The sequence below is a fragment of the Pseudomonas sp. MM213 genome (assembly GCF_020423045.1).
GTDB lineage: Bacteria > Pseudomonadota > Gammaproteobacteria > Pseudomonadales > Pseudomonadaceae > Aquipseudomonas > Aquipseudomonas migulae.
Genome location: NZ_CP081943.1, coordinates 1762985 through 1775609, shown reverse-complemented (window position 1 = coordinate 1775609; position 12625 = coordinate 1762985). Strand labels below are relative to the sequence as shown.

Here is a 12625-nt window from a genome sequence, read left to right as displayed (position 1 = left end):
ACGGCTTGCATTTGATTCAAATGGAAGAGGCTGTAATGGTTTGATTCACGCTCGAAGGGGATGCTCAACAATCCAGAGCGCAAGTTGGGACTGGTTTGAGTGGGCGAATTCCATCGTACTTTTTGCCGGCAGGTAGCGCTGCATATTCGGCGGTCATTCGCTGAAAGCGTTGGTATTTCGGTGGAAGAGAGAATCCGAGTTCTCTCCTCTTGGGTAAAAGCTTATCGACTTCGATCAAGTGTGCTGGATTTCCATCGACCAGCAGTGTTCGCCCAGGCTGGCGTTTCTGCGCCCATCCAAATATCTGAACGATATCCGAAAAAAGACCGATTGCCTCGTAGAGCAGATCAGGCCGACGGTTACGACGGCGGCTACAGCGGGCCCATAATACGTCGTGGTGAGGTGAGGTGAGGTGAGGTGAGGTGAGGTGAGGTGAGCAAGGCAAGTCGTTGCGTGCCTTTCTATGAGTATTGAATACAACCATCCAGATCCAACGCTTATCCAATGAATTTCAATGGTGCCGTGCGCCGCTATCCGTCAGATGTTCAGAATTTATTTGTCATCGTCAATTGATTAATAGAGGATATCTTCTGAGCACTCATCACTAGGAGGGGTTGGAATTGGGTTATATATTATTTGTCTACCATTGTTGTTTGAGTGCCATCTTTTATTTTCAATGCAATGAATCGACGAGATCGGCGTAACGTTCTCGATCAGAGTATCTGCTGTTTGCGTTCGAATGGTTGAGCTCTGCCTTAAATCGCGTTCGAGATTCAGAACTTTCTCCCTGAGGTCGTTTAGTTGTTGCGTATTCGCCACATGTAATGCGATAGCTTTTGCATAGGATTGAAAACGTGGCCAAAAGTTGTGATAGTAATCAAAGTTAACTGTGATGGCTGTATTTTTTTCTTCGTCTGAGATGTGATTCCACGCCAAGTCAAATCTTTCATCTTTTGAGTCTGTCGCGATAAGTCTTCTTGCCAGCGATTCAGGGATCTTGGGAAACCTCATCAAGGCGCCGACCGATGCTTCGGGGTTCATCCAAGTGGCGCCGTTTTGCACCTCTACTTCGACCTGTGATACCGCATCAAGAATCCAGCCAATGCATTGAAATCGGCAAATTTTCACAATTCGAAATTCATTACTCAGATAATTGAATTCAAGGAAAACTGCTGATGAGTTTTCGTTAATGCAGATATTGATGGAGTATGCCAATTTTTAGATCTCGCCTTTTCAGTTGTGGAGGGCTGATGGGGTGTTATAGCTTTGGATGTTTGCCGTTAAAATGTTTGCGCACAACAAAGCCCAGTGGGGCCTCTTGGTGATCAGCCAAAGTCATTGAAGTCTATGTCCACAAATGCATGGGTCAAGATAGAGTTTCTTGTCGCCAGATCAAAAAATATAATAGTTCCGGGCTCGCCAGTATGTAATTCCAATGTCAAGTATTTGTCGTCTGTCTACGGAGACGATTCAAGTACCAAATCATTGATGATGGTGTCTTTTTGGGTGCCTATATATACATGATGAAAATGAGATTTTGCACGATCAATAAATATTTGTGTGTATGCCGGAAGACAATTTCACGTCAAATGTATTTGGTGCAATCAGGGTTCAGCGGGACCCTATATTTGGTTGCAAGTTAGGCGGCGACGTACTCGCTGTAGAAAGGACTGTCATCTTCGACACTTGCGCTTGCCAGCGCAGAAATCAAAGCTGGGTTAGTGCGGTTGCCGTCGTCCAAGTCGTGGTCGTCGGCAAACTTGTCCCATTCCGCTTTGCTCAAGCGCTGGACGATGTAAATATTGTTGGAGGCCGGCTTGCATTCGTGGATGTGCACAGTCTCGCCGTCGGTAGTGGCGTAGTACTCGTAGCCGCCGAAAGCGCACGCAGGATCGTAGATGTGTCTGAAGTTAGCCATGGCACGGCCCTTTTATATTGTGCGCTGTATTTGCCAGCAATCGGTGTTGTTTGCTGATTGGTTCAAGTCTGCCAGCAACGCTGGCACGAATGCAAGTGTTATTTTGAAATTAACTTACATGGCAATTTAATATGCAAGTTGCCAAAACAGCCAAAATCCATACAGACAAAGGCTAATTCTGATTTCGCGGTGATGGCGCGCGGGCCAAATATTTTTAGAATGATAGTAAGTTGATACCAAAGTTGCGGCCGTCACCGAAGTCAAACTCACTTACATTAGCATCGATGACTACAATGAACGCACGGTCATTGCCCAAAACAACGGTTTGCGGATGCACGAAGGCGATTCAGAAGGTCAGACACTTTCGATGCTCATGATTTCCGTGCGAGAAACCGCCGCGAAAATCGTCCAGAGAGAGCTTTCCGCGATTTCTGTGCCGCTGGCTTCCTGTATCGCCGAATGCCATCGATCAATGGTTGACGTCGAAGTTGATGATGTCGTGCAACTAACCTGACCTGCGCAAAAAATCGAAAAAATCGTGATGCGGGATACTGCAGTCGACCTCGGCGCGCCAACAGATGGTGCTGTACGGCTGACTTTGATCCAAGACGTTTTGGCGTTTTCCAGAGTTTTTACACCAGCGGATCTGAAGCCAAATGGCAGAAACCGTCTTTCGACCCGGTCGATGTCACGCGCTACGACATCATCGAGCCGTACCTAACGCACGCTTGATTGAGGTAGCTCTTGTACCATGACTGACTGCGGGCGCCATACATTGCGCGGGTGGGTGGATGAGCATGCCGGTTCGTGGGCTTGGTTCGAAGCGCCCGTGGATATGATGAGGACGAGGGTGGAAACGAAGGCCGTCTTTGATTTTATTGGACGACTCGAGAAGGGCGTTCTTGTGTGAGATTCGATAGGCGACTTGTTGGGCTTCGTAGCTAAAGCTTCTTTGGCTATCGCTCCTTCGGGCTTCAGCCCGGCTCGACCCCAAGTCTTCACGTGCCCAGGGTGAGTCACTCCACGGCCTGCCATGATTGATTCAAGGAAGCGCATTTCGACGGCCTCATTTCTCCTCGACATTGCCCTAGTGTCCGCTATTCCAGGATTCAGTGAGCTCGTCTATTCGATCCGCAATTTGAGGCGTTTTTGATAGGACGAGGCATCGCGTGTTGCCGACAAATTCTTCAATCAGATACACGGGGGCGCCGACATCCAGCTCCAACTCCTGCAACGCTTCATAGGGAATTCGAATCGCACCGTCACCATCCCATTCTTCGATGATGATTTTCATAGGTGGCTTTCTCATGTGCGGCCTCTTTTGATTCTGAACTGGCAATGTTAATGCGCTTTCGCTTATGGCCCAGAGCACAGTGAGCAAGCTTTCGAGCTGTTCTCGTTCCTAGGCACTCGAATGGCCGACCTGGATCAGGTCAGCCCACACGATGATGTTATTGAAATCGCAACCTATCGATTGCGGGCTGGAGACGCTACGACAGGTACCAGCCAAAGCCAGGGTAGGCCAGCACCCAAAGCAGGCGGTACCATTACGCCAGCTTCCTCATGCGCTGAACCACTACAACTTTGCTAATGCGCTTGCTCTTTCAAACGCACTGGTGAAAATTCCACCGAAGAAACTTAGCCTAAAGTTTAGTTATGGCTTATTTCTTTTTAGCTGTCTGGTGCGCATTGTTCATGAGCGTATCGCAACTCAGAATGAGCTGTCGACCATATGCTCTAGACGCCTCCCATACTGCCTTTTTATTTACAGAAAAGATCATGTAGGCAGTGTGGAGCAATAAAGCAGCCATAACTATAATCAGTTTTTCATCGATGCGTGGAAGCTCTTCAAAGTAAGTCGGTTTGAAATATAAAACGGCTATGCAAAATGCCAAAACTAACAAATTGCAAATGATCGCAATCGTTTTTAGGCCAAGCAAATTTCGACGAAAGCCATAGGTGATATTTTCGCCAAACAGCATCGAAAATTTACTCGTGTCACGCGTGCGGTCACGCAACCAAGCGTTGGCAGCACGATAGAAGTCGTTAGCCTTCGTAGTATCAAATTCTTCTTCGTTGGCTGTCGGAGCCTCTTGCTTCAGCTGATCAGCTACAAAGTTTCGAAAGAGGCTCTTTGAAACCTCCGGCAAATCAGAATTATCCCGATGCCATTGCTCGGGCGTCTCGCCAGATCCCAGTTTGGTTTGGATATTCTTGCCTCGGTGTCTAGCCATATCGGCAAATGCAAAAACCAATACCACTCCCATAAAGGACGCGATGGCTTGCGAAATGCCTAAGTGATCCCAAGGCACAATGATAAATAATAATGCAAGCGTAGGGAGGCCTGCGATAATCGCAGGAAATACCCTTGCTTTAATGCTGTATGTGTCGAATTGCTTTAAGAACTCCATCTACTTGCCGTCTCTAGTTCTGGTTGTAATTTAAACGAAGAGTTAAATAACCTGCTCCGCCCCTGCTGCTTTACGGCAGACAATACTGACGCATCAGCCATGACTGACTACATAACATTTTACCGCGCATGATGTCTAATTAGCGAATCAGTGCATTCCACCGTGTAGGGGCTCGTCTGGGCTGGGTCTGTGGCGGAAATGTTGCATCCATCGAGATGGGAGAGGGGAGAGCTCCTCCGACACGAGCGTTATTTTTGCTCGCCGCTATCTTTCAATACTTCGAGCCAATCACCAATTTAATCGACCGATACGCTTTAATAAACGTATCGACCGAATAAAATGAGATATGACGACAGTATTCTGTCTAAGCCTCTGAAATTTTCTTCAGGAGGATTTGATGAGTTCTTTTTTTGGTCACTCTTCTACTTCGTCATAGAAAGGAACGTAGGAGATCGGCCCCCATCCTTCGCGCTGTGGCATGCCAGGGGTGAAGTGACAAATTGTGCCCCCTTTCGTTTGACCAACTTTAAAGCCACGACGGGCGAATGCGTTTGTTACAGCTCTTTTGGGATGACGCGGTGCTTTTGCTGCAACTGAGACAAAGGCGGTACGAGTAGGCTCCTCAGGCGCATTTGGCAGCGGCTCACCAACGAGCATATTCAAGGTCTCAGAGGAGACGTTGTGACGCCCTCCATGGTGAGGGATTTGCACGAAGGTTACACGCCGTGGCAAATCGATACCGATGCCAGCAGCATATTCTGCAGAGGCGCGAAGCGTTTGGATTCCTGCATCCCCCGTCAACAAATAGCCCCTATCTCCCACTGACGCGAACAGAATTGCGCTGCTTTCATTTTCAGCAGAAGTCGACACGGTATCTGGAAGGTATTCCACGTCCCAACGATCGGCGATGAATCCCAAAGCTCCTTTGACTGCGTCAAAGACGGAAGCCAGTGCGCTCTCGTTTTTCTTCAGATCGGGGGCTTTTTCGAATTGTGGTACTAACTCATGGACATAACGGTCTCGGGTGGGAGAGAGGACAGTAAAAATCCCAATCTTGCTGCCGGCAAATGGCTCGAAGATTTTAACCCCTCGTTTTTGGGCTGCTTCTTCCAAGGCGTACGCTGCCGACATTTTTTTCTTCAAGCGCTCCTCTAGGCTGGCGTCAGTAATCCGGCCATCACGAAAATAATGTCGAATCTCGTTGCTGTACGTCCAAGGTTGGTGCATCCAAACCTGGCCAACTGTCAGATTCTCCAGGACGTGCAGTAATCCACCTGCATGGTCATTATCGGGGTGGGAGTTGACCACGTAGTCAACGTAATGAGAATGAAAATGCGTTTTCACGTGGTCAACCAATGCAGAGCCGTAAGCTTTGGTTCCGCCATCGTAGATCAATATTTTGTACTGATCATTTTCACGCCACCGAATAGCAATGGCGTCCCCGCTGTGTTCGCCTTCCCCAACTGGTAAGAAGTCAATTTCGATGCTGTCCGCCACAAACATATGCTCCGTAAGAATTCCGCGAAATCTATCGCGGTCAGGGATGGCCTTTGGCCATTTGTGGAGTTAGATTGGGGGCGAATCCAAAAACTTCAAGGCGCTTGGTAATTTAGTCTTGCATAGCTTCGCTGTTGCGATGTCTAAGGCGCAAGAGGGGGCAGTCGCCTTAAGCTGCTTACATAATGCCGACTACGGATCTGGCCGAAGCCCATTGTGGCTCGGTACGCTAGCTTGATGGCTCCAAGCAGCCGATTCCGTCACAGAAAGCATGCGCGAATCAGGCTCTCGAGTATGCCTGCAGACTTTGATTTCGCTGGAAAATGGAAGTGCCCAAAGTGCAAGACTTGCTATGCCGGCACAGCTTAAGATCACTGTGTTGGCGCTGATTGAAAACTGACTCACTGGGTCAGCTTTCGGTCAGCGGCAACACCTGGCGATACACATTTTCGCGCCCGTAGAAAATGGACACCATCGTTTCATGGACTGGGATCAGGAAGGTGTGTTTACGGAAAAGTCCACTGCACCTTACTCCCTTCCCTACTTGTCGTACTTCGATGGCAGCGGACAGTCATAATTGACGTCTATCATATCGAGATTTGTCAACTCGAAAGTGGCATAGTTGCGTTCATTATAGACTTTCACGCTCGGCTGCCCATACAGGAAAACGAAAGCGGTAGGTATCGGTTTTTTACAGACCTTGGAAAGCCTGACTGCCATGAGATTCTTCAGCTTGAAACTATCGATCAGAGAATCCGAAACGAAGGTAGACGTCACCAGATTCTCGCCCCCTTGCTTGAGACTTTTCTTGAACTTGATTTTGTAGGCCTTATCATTTCTAGTCCGATCGACATAAGCCCACCCGTAATAGATAACCGGATGTTTTGGAAGATCTTCTAGATCTTGCTCCCATATGCATTTGAAAATGCTGCTATACAGGACGTCTTGTCCGAGAATATTGAGGCGACGAAACTCGATACTCCCATCTTCTCGATATCGTATATACCGGCTGACAATCGACCGAACGGAGTAAACGGGGCCGCTAGGGCCTTTTTCGCCGAGCTTTGGCGTATAGGGCTTACGGGCCTTTGCAAGTTTCTTTGCAACCAGCATGTCCGCACTAGGATCCAGCTTACGCTCCTCATAGTACGAGTCGGGGCGATCCAGCTTGAAAACGTCTACGATAGACTGATCAGACCGTCTGACGCTCTCTGCTCTCAGGGGCTGCTGGCTCTATGACCTCTTTGAAAGGGGCCTCTTCAGGAATCCCGCATCCCTCACTATGGGCACCGATAACCCTGAAATGTGGCACCACCTTCATGTTCTGAACGTCTTTGTCCAAATTGGCGCAGGTAACCTGAGCGCTACAGTCCGCCCCCGGGCAGATAAAGGCCTTTTTGCTCGTGATCACCCGTGACCAGTAGAGATCATAGGCTCGATCAGGATCGACAAAGTCGTTAGCTTCAATGCTGAAAGCGAGATCCAATGGCATGGCGTGCAATCCCTAAACTAACTGACCGACCGGACGTCGATGGTACCTGAAGGAAAGCCGCTGTCCTGCGACAGGTCTAAGATATTGCAGATAAAACCATAGTTACAATCCTCCGTTATCTTTCCGTAACCTTGACTCGGGAGGAGGCTCGCGAGATGGAAAACGGGCCCGGCTTAGTTGTAGGTTTTTCAGATGGAGGAGAAAGTTCTGTCATCGATCAAGGAATACCAACCAAGGCCCCAGATCTCACGGAGCATTTGGATGACCCTCGGGCTGCCGTCACGCGGTACCGTGCTTCATGACCTAGTTCACAAAGGACTGCCTTTTGAATTCCTCGACCGAATGGCGAGCCTTCTGCAGGTGCAGCGGGGGGGTTCTCCAAGGCTATTTGCATGTCACCCACAACGTTGGCGCGTAGGGTGAAAGTAGGGCGGTTAAATTCCGTAGAAAGCGACCGGTTGGTCGCATTGATAGCGGTCTTTGAGCAAGCCCTTTACCTGTTCGAAAACGATGTCGCCGCAGCAACGGGATGGATTAGTACGCCGGTGCGGGGCCTCGGTTCGAAGCGTCCACTGGATATGATTAGTAAGAGGGTGGAGACGAACGCTGTGCTCGATCTTATCGGTCAACTGGAGAGGGGGGCTCGTGTGAGATTCGATAGGCGACTCGCTGGGCTGCTGAGCTAAAGCTGCTTTGGCTATTGCTCCTTCGGGCTTAAGCCCGGCTCGACCCAAATCGTCCATCCCCTGGGCGAGTCACTCCACGGCCTGCCATGATTGTTTTAAAGACGCGCATTTCGGCTGTCTCATTTATCGAGGGCGTTACCAAGCTGTCCGCTATTAGTGCCCGAAGAGCGAGGGCTTCGCGCCTCACTCCTTGCGAACTACGGGGGCGAGTGCGTCCCCACCGTCAGTCAGCGGGACACTTGGCTCTTGAGAGGCCAATCTTCTGGAACCAATGCAGGAGGCTTGCTCCAGAGCGCCTCCACCAAGGACGTCTGGAACCAGTCGTCACGCAGGTTGGCATGCTCTGTCACGATGATTTGGAATCCAGGCACGTCCTCGACCGTGAACTGGTACAGCAAGTTAAATAGCTTGCGCACGGAATCCATATCGGCATCGGACTCCTCGGTGTTTTTAACGGTACCGTCTACAGCTTTGTAGGCCTCCTCCGAGGGGAAATATACCTGAGTCGGCTGATCGATCATCAAAAAGCGAGGCATAGGTCGATTGCTCTCTGCGCAGTACCAGTGCAGCGCGAGCAGTGCCGAGAGGTGATAGGCAAGGTAGTTTTCGCCACCACCTGTCCTCGACATGGGCACAGGACGCTCAGGGCGATCAAAAACGATGGTCAGACGCTTCAGGTCTAAACGGGCAGGATAGGCGCTGAATTCCGATTTGAAACGCTGGTTGTAGACATTCATCTGTGCCGAGATGCTGTTTATGATAGATGCTAGGCGGTCATCCACGTCTACATCCGCCAAGGTCTTTTCCAGTTCCTCTACACGCACTTCCCTACGGCGATGGTCGACCAGGTGCTGTTTCAGCGAGTTGTCAGGGATGAACCCCTCCAAGAAATAGCTGATACGGCCCACCACATGTTTGGCGGCATCGCTTTGCTTCTGCGCGTTGGCCAAAACCGCATTGGTTGCGATGGCTGCAGTCAGCTCGGCTTCTTTTTCGGCGATCGACCGGTGGGTCACTTGAAGTCGTTGAGACTCTTCTTCTAAGTAACCCTGGAGTTGAGGGCGCTGCCCCATGACCGTCTGCATCTCAGCTTCCAAGGATTCCAGCTCGCCGATCAGTGCTTGGGCAATGGGTGTGTCCATGGCCAGGTTCTTTTCTGCGAAAGGCCACTGCCACTCGCCTGTCGAAGAATGTTTTGGAAGCGACTTGATAGAGGCTAAGCGGTCAATGTGCTCCGCTGCTTCGCTCTGGAAGCCGCCGGCACGTTTTTCGAACAGCTTCCCGGCCTCAATTTTGGCTTTGATTTCGCGCCTGGCCTTACGAAGCTTGGCAAGCTCAAACTCTAGTTTGGGAATCTTGTCGTCAGGTTGGGAGTGAGGCTTGGCGGGAGACCACTGCTCAGCCGTTTTGAGCGCCGCAAGGATTTCATCCATTTCACCGGTCGAGGTGCCTTCGGGAAGTATTCCTACAGTCTTAGCTTCCGTGAGCAGTGAAACAGCTTGCGTTCGGTTATTTCCCACTGCCTGCTTGGCCTGATCCAGCAATTTTGCTTGGGCTCTCAGGTCTCGCTGTGCTGTCCTAAGCTTGGCCTGCAACTCGTAACGCTCATTGGTCGACGCACCTAATAGGATTGGCAGCGTGTCCTTGATCGCCTGGGGTTGAAATGGCTCCTGCTGGCGATAGAAAAGCTGATCCTTGTTTGTGACCAAGCCCTGCTTTTGAAAGAGGTAGTAGTACGAGTGCTTGATGGACGCTTCGTAGCTGTTGCGCGTGTGCTGTTCGGCAACCTCGGTACGGTTTTCTGGAATGCCGAGATGTCGTGACAGCAATGACGTAACGGCGATGTCGTCGGTGTTGATCACGAGCTCTGAGTATTCAGGTGGCTGCACGAACTCACCAGTGCGTGTCATGGCCATACTGCAGCTAGCTCCTCCAGAACGTGGAGCAGGTTTGGCCACCATTACCTGTACATCCGTAAACTGATAGATCACTGCGAACCATGAGACCTTGTCTCGGATAACGCCTTCTGCAACGTTGAAGTCGGACTGGCCCATGCAATATTCGATGATGTCCGAAAGCGCGGATTTGCCCGTTGAGGAACGGCCAGTAATGACATTGAGCCCGTCGACTTCGAAGTTGAGATCGCGGCGTTGTCCGTCGTGGCTATATAGATGGATAGAGCTGATTTTCATGGTCGAATTCCAAAAGCCGTGTACACCGTTACCCTGTCTGCGATTCTGGCAAACTCTCTCCCCAGCAACATCGCCGCCCGTTGGCACGCCACTGATTCTTCCGTGCCTTGGATGTCTGCCTTGAGCCTTCGGGCTTTCGGAAGGAGTCGTCCCTGCGGGGTAACCTCAAAGCAATCAGTGTGGTGGGCCAAAGCGAATGCCTCAAATGTAAAGGGCAGCATTTCTGTCACCCGTTCAGGCAGCCCAATTTGCAGTTGGGGATTGGTTTCCACTGTCTTGAGCAGGTAGCCCTTGTACAGCTTCATCAGCAGACTTCGAGAATCGTAGTGCAGGCTCAATGGCAATATGAGCAGCGATAGCGAGAACGGCATTCCCTTGGGATCTGCCGTTGCGTAAGCCTTTAGGGCGCGCATCAGCACGACTGCACAGAAGGCTGGGTTGAAAAGGTTTTTGGTTTCAAAAGGACGCTGATCCCAGCCAATCATTCTGTTTCTCCGGCAGCCTTGATCAGGCGATCCAGAAGCTGTGGATGCCAGTAAACAGTGGGGTAGGGGCGCTTATTGGCGAGAATCTGAAAGCTGCCGCGAAGGACGTAAGGCTCTGTCACGCGTGCCCGGATTTTCAGATGATCAAGCTTTTGTGCTTCGGTCTCTGCCCAGGTGTAGAGCTTCTTTCCTGCAGCAATCAGTGTCTGTTCTAAGCTGGCCTCGATCGGTGCGTCGAAGGCATCATCGAATACGATGTCTTTATTGCGCTCCCACTCATTCGTCAGCCGATTTTCGTAGCGTGTGATTTCTTCAGAGCCGACTAGGCGCTGCCTTGAGTGTGCGGGAACGACGCAGGCACAGGGGGGACTTCGCGTGGGTTCTGAGTCCTGAGCCGCACCGGCTATGGGCCTGGGCTGGCGTGAAATGGATTGAATTTTCGGCGCTCTCGCATCGGAGGATCGAAGTGCGAGGCCTCAGGGGACGATGAGAGGCAGCGGTCGGTGCTCTCCCTATGGGCAGGTCATTTTGTTTGGCCCTAGGCAGATTTAAGCCACGCGCGACCATTGTCTCTGGGTCTAACGCTCGCAATAGCATCCTTTCCATGTTCGTCCTATCTTAACCGATTCCCTCCCGGCGACTATTCTGCTTTGAGTAGTGGCATATGGCAATCGCTCTGCTGTAGGCACTGCCCACCCGTGGCAAGTTGACCAGGTCTCGCAGTAGCTCCGCAGCAGGGAGCGCTACGGACTGAAGGGCTTAAGGTCGCGTTTAGATATGCTTTTATTTAAATGACGCGCCAAGTCGAACGTCTCGGGAAAGGTAACGCTGTGAACCTCATTTCGTTCAAATGCAGTGGGTTTGAGATCACTGCCGGTAAAGTCGGAGCCGTTTAGGACGCAGCTCTTTAGCTCTGTCCGAGCGAAGCCGCTGTGTCTGAAGTTGCTCGACATCATCATTGCCCCGTTGAACTTGCAATCGGAGAAATTGGCATGCAGGGCTTCCAAGTTCAGCAGGTCTGCACCGACCAAGTTGCAGAGCTGTAAGTCTGCCCAGTTGAGCCTTGATCTCTGCAGGGAGGCCTTACGCAGGGAGCAGTGTTGGAGATTGCTGTAGCTCAGGTCGCAGCATGCCAGCGATATCCTGTCGAGCATTTCACCAGGCAATTCAATGCCTCTGAGGTCATCCAGGTCATTCGGAGACAGCGGATTACTTACTGGGGGGAGGTCTAACAGTAGCTCCGGCCAGTCTTCGCTCCCCACACGCAGGGCAATAAGTAACTTTCGCCGAACTTGCTGTCCAGCGGCAGTCTTCCAGCGATCCTTGAGTTCTAGAACGCCAGGTTCGGGCAATTTTTGTTTATCGTCCATTCATTCACCACCAAGAAACGTCTTGACCTCTCTACTTTCCCAGCCCGCCGGATCATTGAGGGGAGGATCCACGAATCGATCGCTCCCTCCATCTCTCCTGGAAAAGGTGCGCCGGCAAATCCGTTGGCCGTGGGCACTTTACCGGCCAGCAGCTTTTCAACATCCCAGCCAGGAATATTGTCCAACTCATAAACCCAGCCACCTTCGTCGGCCCAGCACACGGCCCCCTGACCCAAAGCTTCATTCACCATCAAAAAGGGCGTTGTGCCTCGGAACCTACTATCACGCCCTTTTCCGGCATGCCGCAAAAGATCAACGCAGAAGCCCTTTAAAGGTAACCCTTTGGTGAAGGCTACGTCTGGTGTCAGATTTGACGTCCCGTAGTACTGCTGGGTGCCTAGTTTCGCAGGTGCTTCGAACGCACCATTCGGCAATCTTGCCGTCAATATCATCATTGGCTGGGAGCTCTTGCAGAAGCAAGTCTCATCGCTGCAAAGCCGCATTCCATGATTCACCATCAGCATCCTGCAATCGTCCCTTCGCTATTGCTGCTCATGTGCCATTTTTCTCGAAC

14 protein-coding genes are annotated in these 12625 nt (G+C 50.9%); 2 read left to right on the top strand and 12 right to left on the bottom strand.

What is annotated here, in order from left to right; genetic code table 11:
* Positions 1-573: 573 nt before the first annotated feature.
* The gene (locus tag K5R88_RS07960) at positions 574-1215 is read right to left on the bottom strand and encodes a hypothetical protein (protein WP_226299637.1); all 642 of its coding nucleotides are present in this window, start codon (positions 1213-1215) and stop codon (positions 574-576) included.
* Positions 1216-1639: 424 nt separating this feature from the next.
* Complete coding sequence (locus K5R88_RS07955; protein WP_226299636.1) at positions 1640-1918, bottom strand: hypothetical protein; 279 nt, start codon at positions 1916-1918, stop codon at positions 1640-1642.
* A 331-nt stretch (positions 1919-2249) separates the two neighbouring features.
* Here K5R88_RS07955 and K5R88_RS07950 point away from each other — a divergent pair, with 331 nt between their 5' ends.
* The gene (locus K5R88_RS07950; protein ID WP_226299635.1) at positions 2250-2432 is read left to right on the top strand and encodes a hypothetical protein; all 183 of its coding nucleotides are present in this window, start codon (positions 2250-2252) and stop codon (positions 2430-2432) included.
* 573 nt (positions 2433-3005) lie between these two features.
* Here the strand turns inward: K5R88_RS07950 and K5R88_RS07945 are convergent.
* The 5 genes from K5R88_RS07945 to K5R88_RS07925 form a co-directional block, all read right to left on the bottom strand.
* Complete coding sequence (locus K5R88_RS07945; RefSeq protein WP_226299634.1) at positions 3006-3227, bottom strand: AbrB/MazE/SpoVT family DNA-binding domain-containing protein; 222 nt, start codon at positions 3225-3227, stop codon at positions 3006-3008.
* Between the two features lie 352 nt (positions 3228-3579).
* Positions 3580-4329: a hypothetical protein gene (locus K5R88_RS07940; RefSeq protein WP_226299633.1), complete on the bottom strand. Its 750-nt coding sequence runs from the start codon at positions 4327-4329 to the stop codon at positions 3580-3582.
* Positions 4330-4743: 414 nt separating this feature from the next.
* A complete protein-coding gene (locus K5R88_RS07935; RefSeq protein ID WP_226299632.1) occupies positions 4744-5826 on the bottom strand; it encodes a ComEC/Rec2 family competence protein in 1083 nt (360 codons plus the stop codon).
* A gap of 540 nt (positions 5827-6366) precedes the next feature.
* Positions 6367-6939: a hypothetical protein gene (locus K5R88_RS07930; RefSeq protein WP_226299631.1), complete on the bottom strand. Its 573-nt coding sequence runs from the start codon at positions 6937-6939 to the stop codon at positions 6367-6369.
* Positions 6940-7018: 79 nt separating this feature from the next.
* Entirely contained in the window at positions 7019-7318 is a 300-nt protein-coding gene (locus K5R88_RS07925) for a hypothetical protein (protein ID WP_226299630.1), read from the bottom strand.
* 392 nt (positions 7319-7710) lie between these two features.
* On the opposite strand from K5R88_RS07925, the gene K5R88_RS07920 reads away from it, so the two are divergent.
* Positions 7711-8004, top strand: coding sequence for an antitoxin Xre/MbcA/ParS toxin-binding domain-containing protein (locus tag K5R88_RS07920; protein ID WP_226299629.1), 294 nt, complete (start codon positions 7711-7713; stop codon positions 8002-8004).
* Positions 8005-8231: 227 nt separating this feature from the next.
* Here the strand turns inward: K5R88_RS07920 and K5R88_RS07915 are convergent, their stop codons facing one another.
* From K5R88_RS07915 to K5R88_RS07900, 5 genes are all read right to left on the bottom strand, one after another.
* Positions 8232-10196, bottom strand: a complete 1965-nt coding sequence (locus K5R88_RS07915; RefSeq protein WP_226299628.1) for a DUF3732 domain-containing protein — start codon at positions 10194-10196, stop codon at positions 8232-8234.
* Positions 10193-10681 carry a three component ABC system middle component gene (locus tag K5R88_RS07910; RefSeq protein WP_226299627.1) on the bottom strand — a complete coding sequence of 163 codons (489 nt, stop codon included), beginning with the start codon at positions 10679-10681 and terminating at the stop codon, positions 10193-10195. The genes K5R88_RS07915 and K5R88_RS07910 overlap by 4 nt, the downstream gene beginning before the upstream one ends.
* Positions 10678-10968: an ABC-three component system protein gene (locus tag K5R88_RS30850; RefSeq protein ID WP_442963910.1), complete on the bottom strand. Its 291-nt coding sequence runs from the start codon at positions 10966-10968 to the stop codon at positions 10678-10680. Before K5R88_RS30850 ends, K5R88_RS07910 begins: the two co-directional genes overlap by 4 nt.
* 456 nt (positions 10969-11424) lie before the next feature.
* Complete coding sequence (locus K5R88_RS07905) at positions 11425-12051, bottom strand: pentapeptide repeat-containing protein (protein ID WP_226299626.1); 627 nt, start codon at positions 12049-12051, stop codon at positions 11425-11427.
* Positions 12012-12506, bottom strand: a complete 495-nt coding sequence (locus K5R88_RS07900; RefSeq protein ID WP_226299625.1) for a hypothetical protein — start codon at positions 12504-12506, stop codon at positions 12012-12014. Before K5R88_RS07900 ends, K5R88_RS07905 begins: the two co-directional genes overlap by 40 nt.
* Positions 12507-12625 lie beyond the last annotated feature (119 nt).

Coding starts and splice junctions, on each gene's coding strand:
- K5R88_RS07955 (WP_226299636.1), bottom strand. CDS start 1,918: ATGGCTAACTTCAGACACATCTACGATCCTGCGTGCGCTTTCGGCGGC.
- K5R88_RS07950 (WP_226299635.1), top strand. CDS start 2,250: ATGCACGAAGGCGATTCAGAAGGTCAGACACTTTCGATGCTCATGATT.
- K5R88_RS07910 (WP_226299627.1), bottom strand. CDS start 10,681: ATGATTGGCTGGGATCAGCGTCCTTTTGAAACCAAAAACCTTTTCAAC.
- K5R88_RS07900 (WP_226299625.1), bottom strand. CDS start 12,506: ATGATGATATTGACGGCAAGATTGCCGAATGGTGCGTTCGAAGCACCT.
- K5R88_RS07920 (WP_226299629.1), top strand. CDS start 7,711: ATGTCACCCACAACGTTGGCGCGTAGGGTGAAAGTAGGGCGGTTAAAT.
- K5R88_RS07930 (WP_226299631.1), bottom strand. CDS start 6,939: ATGCTGGTTGCAAAGAAACTTGCAAAGGCCCGTAAGCCCTATACGCCA.
- K5R88_RS07945 (WP_226299634.1), bottom strand. CDS start 3,227: ATGAGAAAGCCACCTATGAAAATCATCATCGAAGAATGGGATGGTGAC.
- K5R88_RS07905 (WP_226299626.1), bottom strand. CDS start 12,051: ATGGACGATAAACAAAAATTGCCCGAACCTGGCGTTCTAGAACTCAAG.
- K5R88_RS07925 (WP_226299630.1), bottom strand. CDS start 7,318: ATGCCATTGGATCTCGCTTTCAGCATTGAAGCTAACGACTTTGTCGAT.
- K5R88_RS07940 (WP_226299633.1), bottom strand. CDS start 4,329: ATGGAGTTCTTAAAGCAATTCGACACATACAGCATTAAAGCAAGGGTA.
- K5R88_RS07915 (WP_226299628.1), bottom strand. CDS start 10,196: ATGAAAATCAGCTCTATCCATCTATATAGCCACGACGGACAACGCCGC.